The 24,570-nt window shown below is 58.1% G+C and carries 28 protein-coding genes and 1 pseudogene; 16 read left to right on the top strand and 13 right to left on the bottom strand.

The annotated features are described in order from the left end of the window. Window positions 1–4: 4 nt before the first annotated feature. Window positions 5–535 carry a GNAT family N-acetyltransferase gene (locus AFK66_RS20195; RefSeq protein WP_007780780.1) on the bottom strand — a complete coding sequence of 177 codons (531 nt, stop codon included), beginning with the start codon at window positions 533–535 and terminating at the stop codon, window positions 5–7. Between the two features lie 297 nt (window positions 536–832). Between AFK66_RS20195 and AFK66_RS20200 the strand changes: the two genes are divergently transcribed. The 4 genes from AFK66_RS20200 (at window position 833) to AFK66_RS20215 (ending at window position 3,907) form a co-directional block, all read left to right on the top strand. Beyond that, window positions 833–2,038, top strand: a complete 1,206-nt coding sequence (locus AFK66_RS20200) for an MFS transporter (protein ID WP_023897630.1) — start codon at window positions 833–835, stop codon at window positions 2,036–2,038. 105 nt (window positions 2,039–2,143) lie between these two features. Continuing rightward, entirely contained in the window at window positions 2,144–2,686 is a 543-nt protein-coding gene (locus AFK66_RS20205; protein WP_032968580.1) for a carbapenem self-resistance protein CarG family protein, read from the top strand. An 85-nt stretch (window positions 2,687–2,771) separates the two neighbouring features. Next, window positions 2,772–3,467: a helix-turn-helix transcriptional regulator gene (locus AFK66_RS20210; protein WP_023897631.1), complete on the top strand. Its 696-nt coding sequence runs from the start codon at window positions 2,772–2,774 to the stop codon at window positions 3,465–3,467. A 56-nt stretch (window positions 3,468–3,523) separates the two neighbouring features. After that, the gene (locus AFK66_RS20215) at window positions 3,524–3,907 is read left to right on the top strand and encodes a VOC family protein (RefSeq protein WP_007780771.1); all 384 of its coding nucleotides are present in this window, start codon (window positions 3,524–3,526) and stop codon (window positions 3,905–3,907) included. A gap of 54 nt (window positions 3,908–3,961) precedes the next feature. Here AFK66_RS20215 and AFK66_RS20220 read toward each other — a convergent pair whose 3' ends face one another. Beyond that, complete coding sequence (locus AFK66_RS20220; RefSeq protein ID WP_023897632.1) at window positions 3,962–4,852, bottom strand: GNAT family protein; 891 nt, start codon at window positions 4,850–4,852, stop codon at window positions 3,962–3,964. Between the two features lie 160 nt (window positions 4,853–5,012). Further along, the gene (locus AFK66_RS20225; RefSeq protein WP_007780767.1) at window positions 5,013–5,783 is read right to left on the bottom strand and encodes a MipA/OmpV family protein; all 771 of its coding nucleotides are present in this window, start codon (window positions 5,781–5,783) and stop codon (window positions 5,013–5,015) included. A gap of 124 nt (window positions 5,784–5,907) precedes the next feature. On the opposite strand from AFK66_RS20225, the gene AFK66_RS20230 reads away from it, so the two are divergent. The 4 genes from AFK66_RS20230 (at window position 5,908) to AFK66_RS20245 (ending at window position 12,080) form a co-directional block, all read left to right on the top strand. Next, window positions 5,908–6,600 (top strand): response regulator, encoded by a 693-nt coding sequence (locus AFK66_RS20230; protein WP_032968576.1) that lies wholly within the window; start codon window positions 5,908–5,910, stop codon window positions 6,598–6,600. Next, window positions 6,597–7,775 carry a sensor histidine kinase gene (locus AFK66_RS20235; protein WP_007780763.1) on the top strand — a complete coding sequence of 393 codons (1,179 nt, stop codon included), beginning with the start codon at window positions 6,597–6,599 and terminating at the stop codon, window positions 7,773–7,775. The genes AFK66_RS20230 and AFK66_RS20235 overlap by 4 nt, the downstream gene beginning before the upstream one ends. Window positions 7,776–7,868: 93 nt before the next feature. Then, a complete protein-coding gene (locus AFK66_RS20240) occupies window positions 7,869–9,020 on the top strand; it encodes an efflux RND transporter periplasmic adaptor subunit (RefSeq protein ID WP_007780760.1) in 1,152 nt (383 codons plus the stop codon). Beyond that, window positions 9,021–12,080: an efflux RND transporter permease subunit gene (locus tag AFK66_RS20245; protein WP_007780758.1), complete on the top strand. Its 3,060-nt coding sequence runs from the start codon at window positions 9,021–9,023 to the stop codon at window positions 12,078–12,080. Here the strand turns inward: AFK66_RS20245 and AFK66_RS20250 are convergent. The 3 genes from AFK66_RS20250 to AFK66_RS20260 all read right to left on the bottom strand — a co-directional run bounded on the left by AFK66_RS20250 (window position 12,072) and on the right by AFK66_RS20260 (window position 13,409). Next, window positions 12,072–12,428 (bottom strand): nuclear transport factor 2 family protein, encoded by a 357-nt coding sequence (locus AFK66_RS20250; protein WP_007780757.1) that lies wholly within the window; start codon window positions 12,426–12,428, stop codon window positions 12,072–12,074. The two genes, AFK66_RS20245 and AFK66_RS20250, sit on opposite strands and share 9 nt — an antisense overlap. 80 nt (window positions 12,429–12,508) lie before the next feature. Further along, the gene (locus AFK66_RS20255; protein ID WP_071603076.1) at window positions 12,509–12,952 is read right to left on the bottom strand and encodes an NUDIX hydrolase; all 444 of its coding nucleotides are present in this window, start codon (window positions 12,950–12,952) and stop codon (window positions 12,509–12,511) included. A 25-nt stretch (window positions 12,953–12,977) separates the two neighbouring features. Then, window positions 12,978–13,409 carry a GNAT family N-acetyltransferase gene (locus AFK66_RS20260; RefSeq protein WP_007780754.1) on the bottom strand — a complete coding sequence of 144 codons (432 nt, stop codon included), beginning with the start codon at window positions 13,407–13,409 and terminating at the stop codon, window positions 12,978–12,980. A gap of 84 nt (window positions 13,410–13,493) precedes the next feature. On the opposite strand from AFK66_RS20260, the pseudogene AFK66_RS23110 reads away from it, so the two are divergent. Further along, window positions 13,494–13,604: pseudogene (locus tag AFK66_RS23110) on the top strand (DinB family protein); the annotation flags it as partial. A gap of 38 nt (window positions 13,605–13,642) precedes the next feature. On the opposite strand, the gene AFK66_RS20265 reads toward AFK66_RS23110, so the two are convergent. After that, window positions 13,643–14,554 (bottom strand): ABC transporter six-transmembrane domain-containing protein, encoded by a 912-nt coding sequence (locus AFK66_RS20265; RefSeq protein ID WP_007780752.1) that lies wholly within the window; start codon window positions 14,552–14,554, stop codon window positions 13,643–13,645. 100 nt (window positions 14,555–14,654) lie between these two features. Here AFK66_RS20265 and AFK66_RS20270 point away from each other — a divergent pair, with 100 nt between their 5' ends. From AFK66_RS20270 to AFK66_RS20280, 3 genes are all read left to right on the top strand, one after another. Further along, window positions 14,655–15,212 carry a TetR/AcrR family transcriptional regulator gene (locus tag AFK66_RS20270; protein ID WP_007780750.1) on the top strand — a complete coding sequence of 186 codons (558 nt, stop codon included), beginning with the start codon at window positions 14,655–14,657 and terminating at the stop codon, window positions 15,210–15,212. A 298-nt stretch (window positions 15,213–15,510) separates the two neighbouring features. Beyond that, window positions 15,511–16,818 carry an MFS transporter gene (gene tcuC, locus AFK66_RS20275; RefSeq protein ID WP_007780748.1) on the top strand — a complete coding sequence of 436 codons (1,308 nt, stop codon included), beginning with the start codon at window positions 15,511–15,513 and terminating at the stop codon, window positions 16,816–16,818. After that, on the top strand, window positions 16,811–17,617 hold the full coding sequence (locus AFK66_RS20280) for a substrate-binding domain-containing protein (RefSeq protein WP_007780746.1): 807 nt from the start codon (window positions 16,811–16,813) through the stop codon (window positions 17,615–17,617). Before tcuC ends, AFK66_RS20280 begins: the two co-directional genes overlap by 8 nt. Here the strand turns inward: AFK66_RS20280 and psrA are convergent. Both psrA and AFK66_RS20290 read right to left on the bottom strand, forming a co-directional pair. After that, on the bottom strand, window positions 17,592–18,491 hold the full coding sequence (psrA, locus tag AFK66_RS20285; RefSeq protein WP_023897640.1) for an L-proline-binding transcription factor PsrA: 900 nt from the start codon (window positions 18,489–18,491) through the stop codon (window positions 17,592–17,594). The two genes, AFK66_RS20280 and psrA, sit on opposite strands and share 26 nt — an antisense overlap. A 136-nt stretch (window positions 18,492–18,627) precedes the next feature. After that, window positions 18,628–18,948: a darcynin family protein gene (locus AFK66_RS20290; RefSeq protein WP_007780743.1), complete on the bottom strand. Its 321-nt coding sequence runs from the start codon at window positions 18,946–18,948 to the stop codon at window positions 18,628–18,630. A gap of 95 nt (window positions 18,949–19,043) precedes the next feature. Here AFK66_RS20290 and AFK66_RS20295 point away from each other — a divergent pair, with 95 nt between their 5' ends. Further along, a complete protein-coding gene (locus AFK66_RS20295) occupies window positions 19,044–19,634 on the top strand; it encodes a TetR/AcrR family transcriptional regulator (protein ID WP_023897641.1) in 591 nt (196 codons plus the stop codon). Window positions 19,635–19,655: 21 nt separating this feature from the next. Beyond that, window positions 19,656–19,967, top strand: coding sequence for a hypothetical protein (locus tag AFK66_RS20300; protein WP_007780731.1), 312 nt, complete (start codon window positions 19,656–19,658; stop codon window positions 19,965–19,967). Between the two features lie 33 nt (window positions 19,968–20,000). On the opposite strand, the gene AFK66_RS20305 is transcribed toward AFK66_RS20300, so the two are convergent. From AFK66_RS20305 to ycgZ, 4 genes are all read right to left on the bottom strand, one after another. Then, window positions 20,001–20,741: a metallophosphoesterase gene (locus AFK66_RS20305; protein WP_023897643.1), complete on the bottom strand. Its 741-nt coding sequence runs from the start codon at window positions 20,739–20,741 to the stop codon at window positions 20,001–20,003. Between the two features lie 133 nt (window positions 20,742–20,874). Beyond that, entirely contained in the window at window positions 20,875–21,153 is a 279-nt protein-coding gene (locus tag AFK66_RS20310; RefSeq protein WP_007705778.1) for a biofilm development regulator YmgB/AriR family protein, read from the bottom strand. Between the two features lie 40 nt (window positions 21,154–21,193). Beyond that, on the bottom strand, window positions 21,194–21,493 hold the full coding sequence (locus AFK66_RS20315) for a hypothetical protein (RefSeq protein ID WP_007780726.1): 300 nt from the start codon (window positions 21,491–21,493) through the stop codon (window positions 21,194–21,196). A 169-nt stretch (window positions 21,494–21,662) separates the two neighbouring features. Continuing rightward, window positions 21,663–21,902, bottom strand: a complete 240-nt coding sequence (ycgZ, locus tag AFK66_RS20320; RefSeq protein ID WP_007670514.1) for a regulatory protein YcgZ — start codon at window positions 21,900–21,902, stop codon at window positions 21,663–21,665. Between the two features lie 400 nt (window positions 21,903–22,302). Between ycgZ and AFK66_RS20325 the strand changes: the two genes are divergently transcribed. Both AFK66_RS20325 and AFK66_RS20330 read left to right on the top strand, forming a co-directional pair. Then, entirely contained in the window at window positions 22,303–23,520 is a 1,218-nt protein-coding gene (locus tag AFK66_RS20325) for a diguanylate phosphodiesterase (protein ID WP_032971777.1), read from the top strand. A 234-nt stretch (window positions 23,521–23,754) separates the two neighbouring features. Beyond that, entirely contained in the window at window positions 23,755–24,498 is a 744-nt protein-coding gene (locus AFK66_RS20330) for a MerR family transcriptional regulator (RefSeq protein WP_007780724.1), read from the top strand. Window positions 24,499–24,570: the final 72 nt, after the last annotated feature.

A 24,570-nucleotide genomic window follows, 5' to 3' on the forward strand; every position in this document is an offset into this window, starting at 1 on the left:
TGGCTTACCATGCGTGCCAGTCGCCGCGAGTCAGGGTGTACAGCAGGCTCGGCGGCGCGTTATCGACGTCATGGATCTCACGCACGTAGCGCAACCCTGCGTGGGTCAGCACTTTGCGCGACGCCAGGTGATTGCTGCGCACTACCGCAGAGACTGCCTCAAGCGCCAGATCTTCAAACCCATAGCGAACGGCGAAGCGGGCGAACTCTGTCGCCAGCCCCTGTCCCCACGCCTGCGTCGCAAAACGGTAGCCGAGATTATTAATCTCCATGTCCGCATAACGGCGGATGCTCAGCCCGCCAAAACCGATGGTCTCATCGGGCGCGGTGGTTAACGTGATGCGCCAGTTCCCAAAACCATAAGCCTGCCAGTGCGTCAGCCAGCGATCCATCACACCTTCCGCGTGCGCGCGGTTGGGGTATGGCCCCGCCGGGTTAAACGTATTGGTCGCCGGATCGCCGTAAATCCGGAATAAATCGTCCACATCTGTCTCTGTGATCGGCCGCAGCCGCAGACGCGCCGTCTCTGCAAACATAAGTATTTCCTCATAATTGCGTTGCCTCTGTTATAGCGCAGATGCGGGTACAGAACGACTTCCCCTCCGCCAGGAGCACAAAGCATGACGCCGGAAGGCGATTTGACAGCTGAATAATCCGCCAGTTTGGTTTTACGCAGACGAATTGGCGACGAGGATTAAGTCTCTGAACGTTCGTTAAAAAATGGTTTATGGTTAAAGCGTTAAGAGAATATATCGGGCTTACACAGTGACGCGCCGCTACCGGCCTCCTGTATTTACACGTGTCGCAGGGCGATCACGACAAAAGGAAGAGTAATGAGTGCGGAAGTCACCCTGCCCGTCGGGCAGCAGAACAGGAATATTTTTCGGCTGGCGACGGCCCAGGCGCTCGCGGGCGCGAACTCGGTGGTGTTTTACGCGACCGGTGCGATTGTCGGCGACGCGATGGCGCCGGATCAGGCGCTGGCAACGCTGCCGCTGACGATTTTCGTTGTCGGGATGGCCGCGCTGATCCTGCCTTTTGGCGTGCTTGCCCGCCGTTATGGCCGCCGCGCGGCGTTTATGGCGGGCACCAGTACGGGCGTGCTGACCGGACTGACGGCGGCTCTGGCCGTGGTGACAGGCTCCTTCTGGCTCTTTTGCATCGCCGGGTTTATGAGCGGCGCGTATGCCGCCGTCGCGGTTTCATTTCGCTTTGCGGCCACCGATGGCGTGGCGCGCGAACGGCGAGCCAGGGCGCTGTCGCTGGTGATGGGCGGCGGTGTGGCGGCAGGCATTGTCGGGCCGATGCTGGTCAACGGCACGATGGATCTCTGGCCGCCCTATACATTTGCCGCCACTTACCTTGCGCAGGCGCTGGTGGCGGCGGTGTCCGCAGTGGTGCTCTGGGGCGTAAAAGCGCCCGATCCGATCGCGCCGGAACATCAGGGACGCGGCCGACCGCTTCGTGACATCGTGCGCCAGCCGGGCTTCAGCCGCACCGTGTTCAGCGGCGCGGTGGCGTATATGGTGATGAATTTTCTGATGACGGCCACGCCGCTGTCGATGCATATGCACGGCCTTTCACTACAGGACGCGAACCTGGGCATCCAGTGGCACGTCATTGCTATGTATGCGCCGGGCTTCTTTACGGGCCGGCTCATTACGCGTTTTGGCGCCACGCGTATCGCCGCGGTGGGGCTTGCGATCTCGGCGCTTTCTGTCGCGGCGGGCCTTGCCGGAACGGCGGTCGGGCATTACTGGCTGCTGCTGATTTTGCTTGGCATCGGCTGGAACCTCGGTTTTACCGGCGCGTCGGCGCAAATCCTCGACTATCACCGCCCGGAAGAAAAAAACCGTGTGCAGTCGCTGAATGATTTTGTAGTGTTTGGCGTGATGATCGTGGGTTCGTTCTCTTCCGGCGCGCTGCTGACGCTGGTGGGCTGGAACGCCGTGCTGTGGTGCTCGCTGGTGCCGCTGGTCGCCGCCATGATGGCGCTGCTGGCCGAAAAACGGCGTGCGGCGGCGTCATTAAACCGTTAATTAACGTAGCGTCACTACGCTCATGCTTTATTGCGCCAGGCGACGAATAGCTGGCGCAAGGCGCTTTTTCAGCCGACAATACTTATTTCAAAGGGATCGATTGAGATGAAACTGAGCGCGCTTTTTATCGCCTCTTTGTTGATGGCGGGCTCTGCCAGCGCCAGCCAGGCTGTTCCCGTGGCGCTGAAAGATGGCCCGAATACGCTCGATATTAATCAGGATGGCGCGAACGATCTTATTTTCAGCGCCACCTATGACAATAATACCTCCCACCCCAGCAGCACGCTCACGGTTTATATTCAGAAAGACCACGCCTGGCTGATTGTCCCGGTGCCGGATGACGATGGCTTTACCTGGAGCGATTTTCGGCTTTCCGCCTCAACCACGAAAATCAGCGGCTATGAACCGTATCAGGTTAACCATATTTTCTATCTGGTCCGGGCGGTGAAAATCGCGGAGTCCTCAGAAAGTACTGATTTAACCGATGCCACGAAAGTGAAGTTCACGCGCTACCGGATAGCCAGCAACAGCACCGATCCGGGCGTCGCGGCCTTTTTCTGGCAGCCGTCCGGCAGTTACGTGACGGACGTTGCTTACAGCGATGTGGATGACGCCTTTCGCACGCTCAATATGGATAAGTTTCTGTGAGGCAGATGATGGACACGGCTTTAGGTGTCGTCTGCTCATCCCATAATACGTGGCCTGTGACGTAGGTACATTACCGAGACCCGACATGACCCGCACACAACGGCTTTTAGAACTGCTCCAGCTTCTGCGATCCCACCGTTACCCGGTGACGGCGGCGACGCTCGCGGAACGACTTGATGTCAGCGTGCGCAGTATTTATCGCGATATCGAGACCCTCAAAATGCAGGGTGTTGAAATTGAAGGCAGCGCAGGGATTGGCTACATCCTGCAATCCGATTATCACCTGCCGCCGTTGATGTTCGATGCGCATGAGGTTGACGCGCTGATGCTCGGCCTGCACTGGGTAATGCGCCATACCGACCCGCAACTGGAGGCTGCGGCCCGTAACGCGGTGGCGAAGATTCACGCCATTCTTCCGGAGAATCTCGCGCAGCATATCCGCTACCCGTCGCTGATGGTGCCGCCCCCCGGCAATGACAGCAGCCTGCGATTTCTGGCGGATATCCGCCAGGCTATCCATCAGCGCAGAAAGCTTGAGCTGGTCTATACCGATAAAGACGGCGCCGCGTCGTCGCGCCTGGTATGGCCGATTGCGCTGGGTTTTTTTGACGCGGTCAGGATGCTGGCGTGCTGGTGCGAGCTGCGCCAGGCGTTCCGCCATTTTCGTATCGATCGGATGCAACGGGTCACCATCAGCGAGCAATCGTGCCCGCAATCGCGCTATAAACTGCTGAAAGAGTGGAAAAACGCGGAAGGGATTGAGCAGGCAAAAACCTACTGACAAAAACTGTCACCGCTGGCTGTTACTGTCATGGCTCACCACACAAGGAGAGCCAAATGATCACTGCCGATATGTCTATTCTCTATGTTGAGAACGTCCTTAAGAGCGCTGCATTTTATTCCACGCTGCTCGGCTGCGAGCCGGTTGAGAAACAGCCTACATTCGCGTTATTCGTGCTGGAGAACGGTTTTAAACTGGGGCTGTGGTCCTGCTATACCGTTGAGCCGGTGGTGAATCAGCGTGCGCCGGTGCCATCGGGGGAAATCGTCTTTAAGGTACAGACGCGGGACGAGGTCGAACATTTTTATATGCTCTGGTGCATGGAGCGTCAGGCGACGGCTCTCCAGAGCCCGGTGGAGCTTGATTTCGGTTACACCTTTGCGGCGATGGACCCGGACGGTCACCGTCTGCGTGTCTGTTATCTTAATCCGGAGCGGTAACGGATGCTGCAAGGAAAACGGGCGCACACCCGTTTTCCTGCATTCATGCACCCGTCAGAAAATGGTTCTGCCGAGCGGGATAATATCGCACCACTGTTTTTTATAGCTCCAGAATTCTTTATAAATCCCCAGCGAAAAGCGCATCGTCTTTTTTTCTCTGGCGCACAGCGCACGGGCATTGCTGGTATTAAGCCATAACAAAATACTGCCCAGATTCAACGTGGTGTACTGCGGATCGTAGCCGCCGTTAATATCATCGAAATAGATCCACTCAGGACTGCTGCACATAAAAATAATATCGAACGCGCACGGGCGTGCATTGAGAAACAGCACGCTGCCAAAAATCAGGTGCCGCAGCGCGTCAAAGGTGCGGACCAGATCGTCATATTTAAAGCAGTAAATTTTTCCCTGCCAGCGCAGGGTGAAAAGCTCGATATATATCGCTGCTAACTCTTCTGAGGAAAAATGGCTCGCGTCACGCACCACACCACCCATGGCGCAGAATTTCTCAAACTCCTTGCGGCGCTTTTTCTCGGAGGTTTTCGAGATATTTTCTTTGATCCGGGCGACGTTGTGCTTAAGACGCCCGGAGAAGATCGTATTAACAAACGCGCCTTTATGTTGCGGTGAGAGCCGTTTGTTGGTCACTGGCAGGTAGCTGCGTTTACCGGCGCGCAGCGGGAATAACACATCATCAAAAACCACAGGATACTGCCGGTGTTGCAGGCTGCACTTCCCGTTAACGGAAAAGCAGGCGCCTGCGTCGTCGTCACCCTCTTTAAGCGCGAAATAACGCAGCGTCAGATTCTGCTCACAGCTTAAAAATTGCAGCACATCCGGGTGACAGCAAACTGAGCCGCCAAATTGCTCATAAATACGCGCGTAACGGGCCGCGTCGCAGGGTTGCCAGCCTGCCAGATTACCGACGAAATTTTTAAACTGCATAGTGCCGCACCTGTATAAAACTGTTGTGAAAACCCACTAAGTCGGCCGGAAAAAGACACGCAGGCGTAAAATATTCGCTATTGTCCACTCGCACCGTTAAGAGAACATTAAGCTCGCGTGCAGCGTCACCTGTGTCTGATAGGCGGTTGTGCAAGTGCCATCAGAAGGTGTATGTCACTGCCAGCGCGGTGGTCGTCTGGTTACGGGTATACACAATCGGGCTGTTGTCGGCTTTATCAGCAAGCCAGGTGTAACCGGCGCTCAGGGTCGCGCCCCAGTGCGTATCAAACTGGTGACTCCAGCTCAGGTTATTGCTGACGCCATAAAACCCGCCACTGGTGCGGTAAGGGGTATAACCAGAGCGTGCGCTCTGCTGTGCATCGACTCCGTAAAAAGTATTGAGGTAGCGGCTGTCGCCGAAGAGGGCTGCCGACTCCAGTGCCAGCGTGTCGGCCTCGCTCTGGAAGGGCACCAGCGTGAACGATGTCTGATACTGCAAGCCCTGGCTGTCGGTGAGCGGCAGTTTCGCCTGGCCTTCCAGCGTCAGCCACGGCGTGACCGACCAGCCGATCGCGAGGCGGGTATTCAGCGCGGTTTTGATGTTGCCCATGCCTTTAAGCGAATCCGCACCCTCGCGCCAGGCGCTGTTTTTCTCCCCGCGCCCCAGGCTCACGCCCAGTGAATGTTCAAACCACAGCCCGTTGTCGGTTTGCAGATCGTATCCGAGCCCCTTTTCCGTATCGAAAAAGAATGCGCCATGCCTCGCCTGCACGACGGGAACTCCAGACCACGTATTATGATCGTCACCGCTGTAGCGGGGCGCATACTCTGCGGCTGCGCCCACCGTCAGGCTGTCCGGCGGAGGCTCCTGTGCGATGGCAATACCTGGCAACAGGATGAGCATGGACAGCGCCCGGTTTCGTATTATCATCGTGTCTCCTTTTGGACGAGAGAATGTATGGCTGAACGGCTGGCTACCGTGTTCGACGCGCATTCTGGGCCACTCATATCAATGAACGGTCAGGAAACTGTTAAGAAACTGTCAAGGTGAACAGATGACAACCAAAAGGGTACTTGTGATTGAGGATGACGCCGATGCCGCCAGCGTACTGGAGGCCTATCTGCGGCGTGAAAATTACGACGTGGCGATCGCGGGAGATGGCCGCAGCGGGCTTGAAAAAGCGCAACGCTGGAAACCGGATCTGATGCTGCTGGATGTGATGCTGCCTGTCATGAACGGCACCGAAGTGCTGGCGACCCTGCGGCGCAGCAGCGATGTTCCGGTGATCATGGTCACGGCCATGGGCGATACGCCCGATCGCATCGGCGCGCTGCGCTACGGGGCCGATGATTATGTGGTGAAGCCTTATCATCCTGGCGAAGTGGTCGCGCGCGCGCAGGCGGTGCTGCGTCGGAGTTGCAAAGCACCGGTGCAGGACGAGATACTGCGCTGGGAAACGCTCACCGTGGATACAGTCGCTATCACCGCGACGACAGACCGGGACGGCGTGACCACATACCTCGAGCTCACTCCCACCGAATTTTCTTTGCTTACCGAGCTGATGCGCCATCCCACGCGTCCTTTTTCCCGTCAGTACCTGCTTGAGCGCTGCCTGCCGGAGAGTGAGGCGCTGGAGCGCGTTGTCGACACGCACATCTATAACCTGCGCAAAAAGCTTGAGAATAGCGGCCTGCGCGGGGTGCTGGTCAATGTGCGCGGTATCGGTTACCGGTTTCGCCAGCCATGAATAACCATCATCAGTCTCTCTGGCGCTGGATCTGCGGGCGCATAATTTCGCTCGCCGTCGGGACAGTTATCGTTATCGCCGTCTGCATGTGGCTGCGCTTCGCGGTGCAGAATTACTGGAATCTGCACAGGATGCCGCCCGCGCTGCGTGACGAATTTCTCCGGCTGGTGGATAACCCGCAGGCCGATCCGGCGCGTTTTCATTACATCGTGGATACCTGGTGGGGGCTGAATTACTCCACGCCCTCCATTGCCTCCGGCGACTGGCTCCTGCTTAGCGTGCTGGTGCTGGTCATGATCCCATTCATCGTTTTTATGGGTCTGAAATACGCCCGCCCGCTGTCGGCTCAGTTCAGTCAGTTGCGGGAGGCGGCAGAAGAGGTGACGCAGGGCGAATTCGGTCGTCAGGCGGAGCTTGTCAGGGAAGCGCCTGCGGAAATGGTGCGTTTTGCGAGTGATTTCAATGATATGACCCGCCAGCTCGCGCGGTATGAAAAAGAGCTGCGCGCCTCCCACGTGGCGATGGCCCATGAGCTGCGCTCGCCGCTTACCGCCGCGATGGGCCGCCTGCAGGGGATGCTGGACGGCGTTTTTCCGTCCGATCCTCAGCAGCTGGCGATGGTGATGAAGCAGCTTCAGTTGCTGAACCGTCTGACGGATGAGCTGCATCTCTTGTCGCTCGCCGATGCAGGGCAGTTGATCCTCGCTCGTGAAGCGATAAGCCTTGATGAACTGTTGCGCGAGCGCGCCGCCTGGCTGAAGCCGCAGGCTGACGCTGCAGGCATCAGCGTGATTATCCATGCCGCACCGGCGTCGCCGCTGTACGCCGATCCGCTGCGTCTCGGGCAGGTCTTTACCATATTGATGGAAAACACGCTGCGCTATGGCAAACCTGGCGGGCGGCTCGATATTCGGCTGCACCCTACGGCAGAAGGCTACCGGATCGATTTTCAGGATGACGGGCCCGGCGTCGCGGAAAGTTTTCTGCCGGTAATGTTTGAGCGTTTTACCCGCGCGGAGACCTCTCGCGCCCGCCATTCTGGCGGCAGCGGGCTGGGGCTTTCTATCGCCCGAGCAATCTGCCAGGCCCACGGCGGCGATATCCAGGCGGCACTGCCGGAAGGGGGCGGCTTAAGGATCGGCGTGACGCTGCCCACTGTCGATGCCAGCCAATAAAAATTGCTGGCTTGATGGTTTCTTGACGCAAAAACGAACGAATCTCGACGCAACCACGCTGAAATGACGCTGATTTCCTGAAGGAGCGGCGTCATGTCTGAAGCATTCACCGATTATTTTCGTCATTGCGTGCAGCATCTTTTCCATGCGGCGCGTGCTTTTTCTTTCTTTGCCCTGCTGCCCGTTGTGGTACTGGCTGCGATCCTGCCACTCTTAACAGGCTGTGGCGACAATCATCAGACCGACCGGCCCGCGCCGCCACGTCCGGTGCGGTATCTGGTCATCACAGCTTCCTCGCCTGCGGCGCACGCTGACCTGCGCACAGGCGAGATCCGCGCCCATGACGAAACCACCCTGAGCTTTCGTACCGATGGCAGACTCGCCAGCCGCGAAGTGGACATAGGTGCCACGGTTCACGCGGGGCAGTTGCTTGCCACGCTTGAGCGCGCCACCAGCGAAAACCAGCAGGCCAGCGCTGAGGCGGAGCGCCAGGGCGCGCAGGCGGCGGAGCGGGTGGCAGCGCTGAATCTTAAGCGTATGCAGAAGCTAATGCCGTCCGGCGCTATCGCCCAAAGCCAGCTCGACAGCGTGCAGGCGGACTGGCAGAGCGCCGTTGCGCGGCTGAAAAGCAGCGAGGCCGCGTTGCGTAACGCGCGTGAGAGCCTTGGCTGGACGCAACTGGCGGCGCCTGCCGACGGCGTGATTACCAGCGTCAGCGCGTCGGCCGGGCAGGTGGTAAGCGCCGGGCAGAGCATCTTCACACTCGCTACCAGCCACGCGCGCGACGTCGTGCTGGATGTCAGCGATCCGCAGCGGTTTTCGCGCGCGATGCAGGCCCGGTGGCAAGTCGCCTCACTCACGGAGCCCGCCATCACTGCGACCGCCGTGCTGCGGGACATCAGTCCGCAGGCCGACCCGCAGACGCGCACCTGGCGAGTGCGGCTGATGTTAACGGATCCCCCTGACGCTATGGCGCTCGGCGCGAGCGTCACGGTAGCGCTCCCGCAAACGCAGACGCCGGGTTTTACGGTGCCCGCTTGCGCGCTCACCCGCCAGAATGGTCATCCGACGCTCTTTATCATCGATGCGCAACAGAGGGCGCAGCCGCGGCCAGTAACTATCGCGGAGTACACCTCAGAAAGTGTCATCATCGCAGGCGGCGTGCGTCCTGGCGATAAAGTGATTGTGGCGGGCGTCAGTAAATTGCGCGCCGGTGAAAAGGTCATCCCTGGCGAGGCGATGTAAATGAAACCGACCTTTAATCTCTCGGCGTGGGCGCTGGCGCACCAGCAACTGGTGAGTTTTTTTATGCTGCTGATTATCGCGACAGGCGTGCTCTGTTACGAACAACTGCCGCGTAATGAAGATCCGGCTTTTACCATTAAAACCGCGGTTGTCTCGGCACGCTGGCCTGGCGCGTCGGTGACTGACACGACAAATCTTGTCACGGATACGCTGGAGAAAAAGCTTCAGGAGATCCCCTGGCTTGATAACCTCGAAAGTGAAACCCGCGCCGGTACCTCTGTGATCAACGTCAACCTGCGCGACGACACGCCGCCGCAGGCGGTGCCGGGCATATGGAACACGCTTCGCAACCGCATGCAGGATATCGCTTCGTCGCTGCCGCAAGGCGTGCAGGGGCCCGTGGTAAATGATGAGTTTGACGACACCTTCGGCACGATTTATGGCTTTACCGCTGAAGGCTATTCCCTGCAGGCGTTGCGCGAGCGGGTGGAGGCTATCCGGCGTGAGCTGATGTCGTTAAATGACGTGGGCAAAATTACGCTGCTCGGCGAGCCGCAGGAGCAGATGGTTATCGCCTTTTCTCCCCGCAAGCTCGCCGGGATGGGGCTTGATATAACGCAGGTGAGTGACGCTCTGAAGGCGCAGAATGCCGTCGAGCCCGCCGGAACGCTGCGCGCCGCAGGAGATAACATCGCGATCCGCGTCAGCGGCGCGCTCACCTCGGAGCAGAGCCTGCGCGCCGTGACGCTGCATATCAGTGGCCGCTACATTCCGCTGACCGATATCGCCACCGTGAGTCGCCAGCCTGCCGAGCCGCCTGTGCCGCCTGTGCCGCAGTTTCGCGTGAACGGACAGCCTGCCATCGGGCTTGCGATTTCGATGGCACCCACTGGCAATATGCTGGATTTTGGCCAGGCGCTGAACGCGCGCATGGCGCAGAGCGCGGCGCAATTGCCGCACGGCATCGAGATGGTGAAAGTGGCCGATCAGTCCACTGTCGTGAGCGAGGCGGTAAGCGGCTTTGTCCATGTGCTGATGGAGGCAGTGCTGATTGTTCTCGCGGTGTCATTTGTGTCGCTCGGCATGCGCGCCGGTCTGGTGGTGGCCGCCGCCATTCCGCTGGTGCTGGCGATGACGTTCGCAGGCATGATGCTGGCGGGCATCGGGCTACAGCGCATTTCACTCGGCGCGCTGATTATCGCCCTTGGTCTGCTGGTGGACGATGCCATGATCGCTGTCGAAACTATGGTGGCGCGGCTGGAGGCGGGCGATTCTCGTCAACGCGCGGCGACCTGGGCTTTCAAAACCACGGCGTTTCCGATGCTCACCGGCACGCTGGTGATGATTGCGGGATTTATTCCGGTTGGTTTTGCCGCCTCCAGCGCCGGGGAATATTGTTACTCGCTGTTCGTCGTGGTGACAATCTCGCTGCTCTGTTCATGGGTGGTGGCGATCCTGTTTTCGCCACTGACCGGCACATGGCTGCTGCCCGCACAGATCAAACGTCATCACAACGAACCGGGCTGGCTGGCGCGCGGTTATCACAGAATTCTGCAACAGGCGTTGCGCCACCGGCTTGTGACAATAGGCGGCGCGCTGTTCGCGCTGGGGTTGTCGTTCTGGGGCACCACATTTATGCAGGGGGAGTTTTTCCCGGCCTCCGATCGCCCGGAACTCCTGGTGACCCTTTCGCTGCCCGCCAGCGCGTCACAGACGCAGACGCAAAACCAGGTGGAACGCCTGGAGCGTGCGCTACGCGGCAACACGAATATCGATCGTTATTCGGCGTATGTGGGCACCGGCGCGGTGCGGTTTTATCTGCCGATGGAGATCCTTCAGGACAATGAAAACACGGCGCAGCTGGTCGTTGTGGCAAAAGATCTTCAGGCGCGCGATCGCCTGCGTCGCCAGCTCGACACCCTGATGGCGACGCAGTTCAGCGATATCACCACCCGCGTATCGCCGCTGGAGCTTGGTCCACCGGTCGGCTGGCCGCTGAAATATCGCGTCAGCGGGCCGGACTATGCGCAGGTACAACGCCTCGCGCGGGCGCTTGCCGGTACGCTTGGCACATCGCCGCTGACGCGTGAAGTGAACCTGACGGCGGGCGAGCCGGAGAGGGTCATTACGCTTGAAGTCAACCAGACGGCGGCACGCGCCGTGGGCGTCTCCTCGCAGAGCCTGGCACAGTTACTGAACACGGTCTGGTCCGGCGCGACGGTCACCACGGTGCGCGATAACGACCGACTGGTGGATGTTGTGCTGCGAGGCAATAATGCGGAACGGCGCGACATTGCCACGCTTTCTGCGCTGAGGGTGCCGACCGCGAGCGGCGGTAAAGTGCCGCTCAGCGAGGTGGCAACCCCCGTCTGGGGGCTGGACGATCCGGTTATCTGGCGTCATCAGCGGCTGCCGTTTATCACCGTGCAGACCGATCTGGCACCGGGGCTTCGCGCTGAAGCTGCGGCTTTGGGACTGCGGCCTGTCATTGACGCATTTCGCGCGCGGGTGCCTGCGGGTTATCGCATCGAAGAGGCGGGCGCGGTGGCGGAATCAGATAAGGGCAACCGCTCGGTGTATCGCATGTTGCCGGTAACGCTCATCGTCATGCTGGTGCTACTGATGATTCAGCTACGCCGCTTTTCACGCATGTTGCTGGCGCTGCTGATGGCCCCGTTCGGGCTACCGGGCGTGGTACTGGCGATGCTGCCCACCGGCACGCCGCTGGGGTTTGTCGCGCTGCTTGGGATTATCGCGCTGGCCGGAATGATCATCCGCAACGCGGTTATTCTGATAACGGAGGTCGACGGCAACCTGCAACAGGGTATGGACGTCAACGCGGCGATTACCACCGCCGCACAGCACCGCGCCCGGCCCATTATGCTGACGGCCTGTGCGGCGATCCTCGGCATGATCCCGATTTCGCATCAGGTATTCTGGGGACCGATGGCATTCGCGATTATCGGTGGGCTTATCGTCGCGACGCTGGTGACGCTGACCGTCTTGCCCGCGGCGTTCAGCCTGCTGCTTCAGCCGCGCCGGGGCCGCGCGTCAGAGTAGCGTGGTTTTTAAACCGAGCACCTGCCAGTCACCGTGGCGTTTCACCCAGGTGCGGAAATGGTGAAAACGGCCATTTAGCGGCGCACCGGCGTAAGTGCCCGTGATGGCCACGCAGGTATCGACAATAATGCAGTGGTCGCTCTCCTGCGCCTGAAAGGATTCACGTTCAATCGCCTCAATGGTGATGGCGCCGCTGGCATGGAGCCCGATATCCTCAGTTTTCGTTACGCGCTGACCGGCGTGATTCACAAACAGCAGATCGTCGGCGATTAACGCCGTAAGCGCCGTCACGTCAGAATTTTTCATGGCGATAAAAAGCGTATCTTCGAGTTGTAGCGGCAGGTTCATGGTGTTTTCCCTCTGTAATGAGGCCACACTATCAGCCTGCGCCTGGCTGTAAACCCGTTGAAATTTGTAGGCGACTGCCTTCAGCGCGCCGCCATCATCTCCAGCAGCAGTTCCCGCGGGTAGATGGTGTCGGTCGTGTTAGTAAGGGCTTCTGCTGACCACCAGCGGTGATCGTGAATGACGCGCTTTTCATTCGCGCTCCAGCCTGAGAAGTCCGTCTCTTCGCGGTCAACGTGAATCATAAAAAAGCGCTCGTCGGCCAGCACCGTTTCGCCATTCGGCAGCAGCATCGTAAAGGTGCGCTGCGCCACTTCAGGCCCAGCGGAGGCCCGCACGATGCCTGTCTCTTCCCGTAGCTCGCGTAGTGCCGCCTCTGAGAATGACTCGCCGTCTTCGACGCCGCCGCCCGGCGTCGCCCAGTAAGAGCGGCCAGCAAGCGCGTCGTCGCGGTGGGTAAAGCGAAACAGCAATAAGCGGTGATCGGGGCTCATAATCAGCAATCGTGACGCGGGGCGTGTACGCATGACGGGGCCTTATCCTGGAGAATAATCAACGCCGTTGCATATGCAGAAGCGGGTAAGGTTGTCCTTCGCCATCCAGCGGTGAGCGACCCGTATGGACAAACCCCATATGTTCATAGAAAGCGATGGCTGACGGGTTTTGCTCATTGACATCCACAAAGCGTGCACCCTGCTGCTCGCAGGCGAAGGTCAGTAACGCTTTTTCGATGCCACGACCAAACACCTGCGGTTCGACAAACAGCATCTCGATTTTTTCATCCAGCACGCCGACAAAACCAGCGCATTTACCGTTTTCCTTCTGCCAGCACCAGACAGGTAGCGCAGGCAAATACATTTCCTGAACGCAGACTCTGAGACGCGCTATTTCCGCCTCGCAAAGAAAGGTGTGGGTGTGGCGCACGGCGCGTTCCCAGATATCTGCTAACGCCGGGAAGTGTCGTGCGTGGGCGCGGGTAATCATCTTGTCATCCTTTTCGTTTACTGTGCCGGGCCGAGTATACCGAAAAGCGCGCCTGAATTTTCCTGAACCCTTAATATTGGCAGCCACGGGCGCTACACCTGTCACCGTGGCGCGGTCGGCTGGCTTGTCGCGGAGTGCGGCGGCGTCGCGTTTAAAGACGTGCTGACGATTTTCCTGCGCGAACAGCCTCAGTAATCGGGCCGCCCCAGGGGGCGGCGACAGGTTCACCGAGGTTATTCAGCGGCTCCGGTTTCCGCCTCAGTCGTCACCCGTTTGCCGATATCTTTCAGCTGTGAATATTTCTCCAGCAGTTGCGGCGCGTCATCCAGGCTTGTGACGAACATCCACATATACGTCATCACCGAATAGATGTGGCCGGCGTTGATCGCGGCTGACTGCGTCATCATCACCACCGTAAAGCTGAACAGCAGCGCGGCCAGTACGCCGATGGTGAAATATCCCATCGCTTCACGATCGGAAAGCGTGATGCGCAGTCTCGCCAGCACCTGGTAATGCCGTTGCAGGGCGCGCGGCGCGGCGTGCGTCACCATATCGATCTCTTTTTCAAGGCGGTTATTGAGCCTGCCGTACAGCGCCTCATTGCGACGGGTGAACCGCGTCAGAAAACAGGCCAGCACGGCCAGGATGCCCAGACACGCCATTCCCGTCCAGAACTCAATCAGCAGCAGCATCACGGCGGCGCCGGCCATGGACGCCACCGAGGTAATCAGCGTCGGCAGATGCAGCTCGAAAAAATCAACAAACTCTCTGGAGAGCGCGACCCGCGCCGCAATCGTCGAATGATTGAGGCTTTTCTGCCGCTGCGCCAGCACCACCGAGACGGCGAGGCCCGCATAAATGCGCGCGAACGTGCGCGTATCGACACTGCGCCGCGTCGCGCCCAGCAGCCAGATAAACAGCACCATCAGCCCGTAGAGCATCGCGTTCCAGACGTTGCCCGCCAGAATCGCGTTAATGCAGATCCCCGCCAGCACCGGATAGAGCAGATACGTGACGTTCTCCGCAATCACCAGGAAGAAGGTGAAAAAGAGTTTCTTGCGGTGGCGTCGCGCCAGCGTTTTCAGCGTCGCGGCGGCGCTGGAGGGGGGAAGGGCGGTCGGGATATTTACGCTGTGCGTCTTCATGATTTCTGATAATCTTCAGTTAGAGCAGTTGCTCAAGTGGGGTGGGATGCTATTTGAGCAACTGCTCAAAGTCAATCAGAGAAAAGCAGAGCGGGCTTTTGTGAAAGAAAAAATCATTAATGCGGCAATCGCCTTGTTCATTGAACAGGGCATCGAAAATGTCAAAACGCGCGATCTGACGGAACACCTGGGGATTTCGCGCAGCCATATCTATCACTATTTCAAAAACTGGCAGGCGCTGTGCGTGGAGTCGATTTCCACGTTTCTTGAGAATGAACTGAACGAATTTGTTATGCGGACGGCATCGCTGCCCGCCCGGGAAAGGCTGAAAGTGTTTATCGAAGGGGTGATTTCCACCACGCCGGACCCGACCGCGAAGCTGTACGGCTCGCTGTGGCAGCTGGCGGCCCACAATGCTGAGTATGCACAGTTAATGGAATCGATACTCGCGCGCTGGCATGACGCGCTGGTGGCTATTCTCACCGCGGGCGCGCAGGAAGGCGTGTTTCGCCACCTCAACGCCGCGCGTTTCGCAAGACAGCTGGACGCGATGCTGTTCGGCTACAGCGATCATCTCTACACGCTGCCTTCTGATGCGGCGCTCCGCCAGGCGCAGGAGGATATTGATGACTTTATCGGGCAGAATTTGCTGGTGTAGCGGTGCTGGTCGCTTTCCATAAGCGGGCCTGAGGATTGTGAAAATTCAGTAAACATACCCTTTCACACTCAGGCCTTTGTCACAAAACGGAAAACTCATTGTCCGTCTTTTCTGTGCGGCTTCATTCCGGCGATAATTGTTAAATCTTTGTATACAAAAGCGCTATGACAACAGAGCGCAGCATTAATGCGTGAAACGCATCGGCCAATGCGTTTATTACGCTTATTAAGTCGTTATTTCTGTTCCAGTCTTCAGAAAGAGGCGCAATCACAAGCGTCAATGACAAATGGAGACATCAATGCATTCCGCTACCTCACCTGTAAACACCCGTTCCCGGATCGGCGCTATTTTGCGCGTCACGTCCGGCAACTTTCTGGAGCAGTTTGATTTTTTCCTGTTCGGCTTTTATGCCACCTATATCGCGCACACGTTCTTCCCGGCGAGCAGCGAATTCGCCTCGCTGATGATGACGTTTGCGGTGTTTGGCGCAGGCTTTCTGATGCGCCCCATCGGCGCGATCGTGCTGGGCGCGTACATCGATAAAGTGGGCCGCCGCAAAGGGCTGATCATGACGCTCTCCATTATGGCGGCGGGCACCTTTCTGATTGTGCTGATCCCGTCTTATGAGGTCATCGGGCTGTGGGCGCCGCTGTTCGTGCTGATTGGTCGCCTGTTGCAGGGCTTTTCAGCGGGTGCCGAGCTTGGCGGCGTGTCGGTGTATCTCGCGGAAATCGCGACGCCGGGCCGCAAAGGGTTTTACACCAGCTGGCAGTCGGGCAGCCAGCAGGTCGCCATTATGGTGGCGGCGGCGATGGGCTTTGCCCTCAACGCGGTGCTGGATCAGTCGGCTATCAGTAGCTGGGGCTGGCGACTCCCGTTCCTCTTCGGCTGCCTGATTGTGCCGTTTATTTTCGTGCTGCGCCGCAAACTTGAAGAGACGCAGGAGTTCAGCGCGCGCCGTCACCATCTCGACATGAAACAGGTGTTCCGCATGCTGCTGACCCACTGGCCGGTGGTGATTGCGGGCATGATGATGGTGGCAATGACCACCACGGCGTTCTATCTCATTACCGTCTATGCACCTACCTTTGGCAAAAAAGTGCTGATGCTGAGCGCCTCCGACAGCCTGCTGGTGACGCTGCTGGTGGCGATTTCCAACTTTTTCTGGCTGCCGGTGGGCGGCGCGCTCTCTGACCGCTTCGGGCGTAAACCGGTGCTGATTGCCATGACGCTGCTGGCGCTGGCTACCGCGTATCCGGCGCTGATGATGCTGGCCGCGTCACCAGGCTTTTCCATGATGCTGGGCGTGCTGCTGTGGCTCTCTTTTCTGTATGGCCTGTACAACGGCGCGATGATCCCGGCGCTTACCGAAATCATGCCCGCCGAGGTGCGCGTCGCAGGCTTCTCGCTCGCCTACAGCCTGGCAACGGCGATTTTCGGCGGCTTTACGCCGGTGATTTCCACGGCGCTGATTGAGTACACCGGCGACAAAGCCTCGCCCGGCTACTGGATGAGCTTCGCCGCGCTCTGCGCGCTGCTGGCGACGCTGTACCTATACCGCCGCAGCACCATGACATTACAGACCGCAGGACGCCGCCATGCATAAGAGAATGACTACATGGATAGCCGCGCTGACGCTCTCGTCGCTAAGCAGCGTGGCGCTGGCGCAGGAGATCACGGTGATGATTTCAGGCGGCTTTAAGGCCGCGCTGGAACAGCTCCGCCCGGCGTATGAAACGCAGAGCGGCAACCAGATTGTGATCGTGCCCGGCCCGTCGATGGGCAAAACGCCGCAGGCAATCCCGAACCGGCTGGCGCGCGGTGAGAAGGCGGACGTGGTGATCATGGTGGGCGACGCCCTGACGAGCCTTGAAAAAGCGGGGCGTACCGCGCCGGGGTCGCGCACGGAGCTTGCGGATTCGCCCATTGGTATGGTGGTGAAACAGGGCGCGCCGGTGCCTGCGATAAACACCCCGGAAGCGCTGCGCCAGACGCTGCTGGCAGCGCGTTCCATCGCGTATTCCGACAGCGCCAGCGGCCGCTATGTCAGTACGGCATTGTTTAAGAAGCTGGGGATCGAGGCGCAGGTGGAGACCCGCGCGCGGATGGTGGAACGTATTCCGGTGGCGTCAGAAGTGGCGAAAGGAAAGTATGCCGTGGGGTTTCAGCAGGTCAGCGAACTGCTGCCGGAGCCGGGCGTGACGTTTGTCGGCGAATTGCCTGACAGCGTGCAGTACATCACCCGTTTTGCGGGCGCGGTAACGAACAACGCGGCGCATGCCGCCGAAGGCCGCGCGTTGCTGGCGTTTCTGGGGTCACCCGACGCGCAAAAGGTGATACACGCCACGGGGATGCGGTCGGTCGTGCAAAAAGCGCCGGTCAGGCTGGCGGATACTGTTCAGTGATGAGCTTTTCAAGTTCCGCCGCCACGTAAGACTGAATACGCCCGCTGCGGCGTATCAGCCCCACGCTGCGCGTGACGACCGGATCGACCAGACGCAGCGGCACCAGAACGGAGTGCCCGGCGGCGGGCATTGACATCGCAGGGACCGCGGCGATGCCGATGCCCGCTTCCACCATGCCAAGCACCGTTGTGACATGGCGGGTTTCGCAGATGCTCGGCCGTTCCGGGGTGATGTGCCCGAGCGCCTGGTCGAGCAGGGTACGGTTCCCGGAGACTTTATCCAGACTGATGTAATCCTGCTGAAAATAGTCCTGCCAGGTGAGCTGCCCTTTTTTCGCCAGCGGATGATCGCGCCGACAGGCCGCCACGTAAACATCCTCCACCAGCGGGACAAACTCAATATTCGGCGGCAGGTTTCTGCCAAAACAGATGCCGAAATCAGCCTGCCCGCTACTGACGGCGTCGATAACATTGCCGACGCTGCTGTCGATGAGTTTGATGCGCACGCGCGGGTAGCGCGCCTGAAACTGGCGGATGATGTCCGGCATAAAGTAATACGCGCCCGACGGCACCGTCGCGACGGTCACAAGCCCCGTGCGCTCCTGGCTTGCCTGCTGGATATCCGCCAGCACCGCTTCGACATTCGCCAGCAACTGTTCTGAGCGCTCGGCAAAACTCTGCCCGTAGAGCGTCAGCGCCACGCGTCGGGTAGTGCGATCAAAGAGCCGCGCGCCGAGCGCCGTCTCCAGCTTTTCAATCCGGCGGCTCAGCGCCGATTGCGACAGGCAGATGGACTCCGCCGCGAGCCGGAAACTGCCGTATTCCATTAATGCGCGAAACGCATAGATATCGTTCAGGTCAAAGTTCACAGGCATGGCAGCGGCATCCTTTCAGCGTCTCATAACGGCATTATAAAGCGGCGTTTATCATTCACGCCTTTTATCATAGATGACGCGCGGGCGTTTCTGAAAGCGGGTACCGGGAAGTGAGAAACCTCAGCCAGATTATCGCTTACAAATGCTGCGCCTCGACGCCCTGGAGAATTTCTTTAATCTCGAAGAAATCATTCCAGAACGGGGTGTCGCGAAGCGCTTCAGTAAAACCCTGCCAGACGGCATGGCTTTCGGCCTCCCAGATCCAGATATCGGAGATCCGCGCGGAGTAAAATTCGGTATCGAAACAGCGAAGCCTTAGCGTGCCCTCATATTGTGTGAGTAAAGGCGTAAGATGTGTGGCGATATTACGCTGGCGCGCTTCGGCGCTGGCGTCAAGCCAGCTGCGGTTGGCTTTCACCAGCATAAACAGCGTGACGGTCTCTGTTGCGGTATTCATAACGTTCTCCCTGAAAACTATTAATGCTTGTAGATGTGGTGTTGAGATGACGCCGTTATGATATCGGGACACGTTATATTCAGGGACTCGCGTTTATGCATGCCATTCAACCGCCGCTCACACCGCGTAAAGCGCCGCGCCAGGCGCGTTCACGCGCGCTGGTGGAGGCGATTGTCGAGGCGACCGCTCGCATTTTCGAGCGTGAGGGCGCGGCGGCCTGCACCACGAATGCCGTCGCGGAAACCGCAGGCGTCAGCATCGGTTCGCTGTATCAGTATTTCCCGAATCGCCACGCCTTAACCGCGGCGCTGGTGGCGCGCGAACATGAATCTCTGCTCACGGCCATGCACACTGCCGCCGCCCGGCCAGAGCTGGCAGACCGTCTTGATGACATGATTAACGCTGCCGTGGATTATGAGTTCTCGCGACCCGCACTTGCACGCACGCTGGATTTACAGGAGGCGGCACCGGAGTTTCAGGCACATCAGCAGGCGATGCTGGCCGCACTTCACTGCTGCGTCGCAACGGCGCTTGAAGAGAGTGAAACAAGAGCATGGGATGTCATCGCGCTGGCGCAGGGCATGATCGCGATGGCCGTCGCGCGAGGCGAGGATGACCCGGCTTCGCTGAAGCGCCGCATTCACCGCGCCGCCTTTGGCTATCTCGGCTGGCCTGTGCCTGATTAAGTACTAAATAAAGGAGAAAACATGATAGTCAGAACCTGGCATGGCTGTGTGCCGCTGGAACACGCCGACGGCTTCGCCGCGCATTTGCAGAAAACCGGTGTGGAGCATTCGCAGCGTACCGCCGGGAACCGCGGCGCGTTTGTCCGCCAGGAGACGCAGGGCGACTGGGCGCATTTTTTCCTGGCAACGTACTGGGAGGATCTGAATGCCGTTAAGGCGTTTGCGGGCGAGGATTATCAGGTGGCGGTAACGTACCCTGACGATGAACAGTTCGGCCTGCTCTCCGATCCGTGGGTCTTTCAGCATGAAGTCGAAACTATTTCGGCGCTGTAATCCCTCGGTTCACCACGTCGTATCTGTAAGCGATTAACGGCCGTTAACCGGCGAGACCGCAATAAAATGGCTGGCGAGCATGCCATTCTCAAGACGGTGCACCATCAGCGCAGGGGGATCGCAGACTTCAGGCACGTGCGCGCCGCCCAGCCATAACGGGTTCGCCGGGCAGACCGAACCGCAGATGTACGCCGGAATACCGGCCAGCATTCCCGCCGCCGGGCGGTGAACGTGCCCTGTGGCAATCGCGAGCGGTTTTGCCGGGTGATGCCGCAGCAGCGCGCCGAGCGCCTGCGCGTCGCGGCACGCCGCCGCATCCATCGACGGAATGCCGCTCACAAAGACATGATGATGCAGAAAAAGCAGCGTCTGTCGCCCGCCTGCCTCATCCAACTGACGCGCCAGCCAGTCGAGATGTGCGCCCACGCTGCCCGCCGTACTGCCTTCCACAGTGGAATCCAGCCCAATCATGCGAAGCGCTGGCGTATCGATCACTGCATTCAACGGCCCTTGCTGCGCCAGCGAAGGCCAGACCGCGCGCATGGCGGTGCGGTCATCAGAATTTCCCGGCAGGATCATCGTCCGACATGACAGTGTTTCCAGCCGCGCCGCAATGGCGGCATAGCCCTCGCGCCAGCCATCGTCGATGAGATCGCCGCTTATCACCAGCACATCGGGTTCGAACGGCTTAAGCCACGCCAGCGCGTTGTCAAAACGCGCCAGATGGTCGTTATCCGGTGCGGCGTGAATATCTGAAAGCTGCGCGATTATCATGAATTGCTCTTCTGTCTTATCGGTTTGGCCGTGAAATGATGATAGAAGAGGGAGGGGAAGTGTACACAAAAGAAAAAAGCCAGCCGGAGTGAGAGACGGGCTGGCTTTTAAAAGAAGGAATGCAACGTCAGGATCAGATGTCGTCTACGGTATGGTCGACAACGATTTCCAGCGTCTTGCGGATTACATCGGCCATCACCACATCATCGGTGGTTTCCAGCACGCCGATCAGCTGCAAAATAATCGCTTTATGGGTCAGGTGACCATCTGTGGCGAGAATATTGCTCACAACAGCGCCCAGCAGGGCAGATTCCTGCGCCAGCATATCACCGGCGTTACGGAAGTATTCAGACAGTGCCGTGTCGGGCAGATCTGCCTGCAAATCAATAGGTTTAAGCATCACCTGGCTCATGTACTGGCACCGTGTTTAGGTTGAAAGTTGCTGAATGTAGTCAGTGTTTTTTACTACCATCCGGCGAGGCACTCTCGCCAAACAGTGAATGGACGTTATCGCCGCTCCATTCTTTACGCTCACGCGTGCCATTACGCCGTCCGGACACCGTGGTCGCGCTGATCTCTGCAATGACACGGGCAATAGCCTCGCGCCGGTGAGGATCAGACTCACTGGTTTCCATTGAGCGCAGACGCGCAATCAGAACCCGCATATTGATCGGGCCTTTTTCTCTCAGAAGAGACAGTACTGCCTCTCCGATGATTTCATCTGTCAGTTGATCTTTTTCACTTCTGTTCATAAATGCGTCTCTGAATGCCGCATGTCCCGCGCCACACGCGCGGGATACAACTTCTTTCCGGTGGCGTCCTGCCACTGAAAATTGTCAGGCTGTGCTAAGGCCTGCAATATCCCTCCGCCACTATTGTCTTAATCATCAGGAAACGGTTCGGTGAAAGAACGCCCTGGTGTTAGCGATCGAAAAGCAGACCGATCAGCGTTTGATAATGACTTTCTTCTTCAACGCTGGACGCCATTTCAAGACGACTAAGCAATTTGGTGCAAATACTTTTTTTATTCAGGAGACGACCATCGCGCAGAATCTCTACAACGATTTGCCCTAAGGTTTCTTGCTGAGTCGGCAGAGCCGCTTTATCAAAGTATCGGGCAATGGCATTAGCTGTATCCGGAATGTAACCGTTCTGACGCATATGTCACTCCTGTTAAAATTTCGTAACTACGCAAGGAATAGTTAGCAGTATACTAATTACGTGAATCTTGTACACCGTTATTGTATAGGTTAGCGATCTTTTTTTGCGCAAATAATAACTACTTCATTAATTTCATGTGGTTACAGTGAAAATTATTTTTATCGTTTAGTCTGAAATTGTACTGGTTATGCATTTTCAGATGCAAATTACGCAAAACAGCTTGTACAAGGCTGACGAAACGTAAGCATTTTGTGAAAACCTGTACAGAAACCCACCTGATTATCTGTCGATAAAACCCTTATCTGGCTAATTAGCTGTCTCTTTATAAACAATCACTGCAAGACGCCCGACAGGTCATCTGTTAAGGTGGCTGCTTATTCACCTATTCACAGGATGCATGATGCTCACAACCATAATTTATCGCAGCCATATCTGCGACGACGTTCCGGTCACCGTACTGGAAGAGATGGTGAATGCGGCGAACAACAAAAACGGCCAGGCCGACGTGACCGGCATTCTGCTTTTCAATGGCCGCCACTTCTTTCAGTTGTTAGAAGGGCCGGAAGAGAATGTGAAAGCGATCTATCGCGCCATCTGCGCCGATACGCGCCATTACAATCTGGTGGAGCTGCTGTGCGACTACGCGCCGTCGCGCCGCTTTGGTAAATCGGGCATGGAACTCTTTGATTTACGCGATTATGAGCGCGACGAAGTGCTCCAGCATGTGCTGAATAAAGGCACGTCGAAATACCAGCTGGTGTACGGCGACCGCGCGCTGCAGTTTTTCCAGACGTTTGTCGAGGCCACTGAAAAAGAAAACTATTTTGAGATCCCGCCGGGCGACAGCTGGGATTTCATTACCGAAGACGACGGCGTTCAGGCGCCCGCGTCTGTCAGCGCGCGCACCGATTGTACCTTCGCGTTTCAGCCGATTATCGACCCGCTCTCCCGCGAAGTGGTCTCACTCGAAGCGCTGCTGCGTACCCCTGACGGCGCGCCGCCGCAAACCTTTTTTGAAGGGCTGGAAGGCGAGGCGCTGTATGAAGCCGATCTGAAAAGCAAAAAAATCGCGTTTGAAATCGCCGGCGCGCTGAATATTGGCCAGCAGACACTGTGCGTAAACCTTCACCCTATGACGCTGGTGAAAATTCCGGGCGCGGTGGAGTTCCTGTTGCAGGCCATCCACGCCAACGGGCTGGTGCCGGACCAGGTGATTGTTGAATTCACTGAAAGCGAAGTGATTTCGCGCCTTGATGAGTTCACCGGCGCGATTCGCCAGCTCAAAGCGGCGGGCCTGCGCGTGGCGATTGACCACTTCGGCGCCGGTTTCGCCGGGCTGCTGCTGCTGGCGCAGTTCCAGCCGGACCGCATCAAAATTAACCGCGAGCTTATCCGCGACGTGCATAAAAGCGGCCCACGGCAGGCGATTGTGCAGGCGCTGATCAAATGCTGCGCGTCGCTGGAGATCGCGATTTCCGCGGTGGGCGTGGAGAAAGCCGAGGAGTGGATGTGGCTCGAATCCGCAGGCATTACCCTCTTCCAGGGGCATCTATTCGCAAAACCGGCGCTCGGCGGTATTCCCGCCGTGGCCTGGCCTGAAAAAAAATTCGGTCTGTAACGGTTTGACCTTCTCTCTGGCGCATGTCACAGCCACATGCGCCATCTCTCTGTGATTTAATGCATTTTATGTACACTTTTTTGTTGCCCGCAGCACGTTGAATTCATACCCTTATCAACCAGACGGCTCTTAAATTAACTTCACGGTTGTACAATTATTAAAAATTGTACAAGCTAAGGAGAGTTAAATTTTTGAGAGATTCCTGTGTCGGTTTTGATCGTGAGTGAAGATCCTATGGCGTTTTACAGCATTGGCGAGATAGCAGAACGGTGCGGGATCAACCCCGTGACGCTACGCGCCTGGCAGCGGCGCTATGGCCTGCTAAAACCCCAACGCAGCGAAGGCGGCCATCGCCAGTTTGATGAAGACGACATTCAGCGTATCGAAGAGATTAAACGCTGGATCAAAAGCGGCGTGCCGGTTGGCAAAGTCAAAGCGCTGCTGGATAAAGACGTTGTGGTGGCACCGGAAGCGTGGAATGTGGTGCAGGAAGAGATGATGGGCGTGGTGCGCCAGGCGCGTCCGGCGACGCTGCGCGCCAAAATTACCGCGCTGGTGCGCGAAAACGCGGTTGACGGGCTTATCGATAACGTCTTTCTGCCGGTACGCCGCCGGTTAAGCCTCGATCAATACACAGCGCCATCGATGCGCAGCCTGATGGATGGCGCCCTTATCGAATACGCCACGCTGTTTCTTGCCGAAGCGCGCAAAAAAACCACCAAAGAAGCGCTGCTGATGGGCTGGGGAAAAGTCGATCGCGCCCGCCTGTGGCTGGAAGCCTGCCGCCTGGCGCAGCAGGGCTGGCATATTGACCTGCTGGCCGAACCGCTCGATCTGCCGCACCCGGAACTCTTTCCTAACCAGCACTTTTTCGTCTGGACTGACGAGCCGCTCAACGCTGAGCAGCAGGAGCGCGCCGCACACTGGAAAGCTCAGGGTTTCGCGATCACCTTTTTAACCGATTCGAAGCCAGAATAACGTAGCCGGTTCACGTTATGTCTGCGCTTCACTGAACAGCAAAAAGCCCGGCACTGGCCGGGCTTTTTATTC

Origin of the sequence: Cronobacter malonaticus LMG 23826 (assembly GCF_001277215.2) — a bacterium.
Lineage (GTDB): Bacteria > Pseudomonadota > Gammaproteobacteria > Enterobacterales > Enterobacteriaceae > Cronobacter > Cronobacter malonaticus.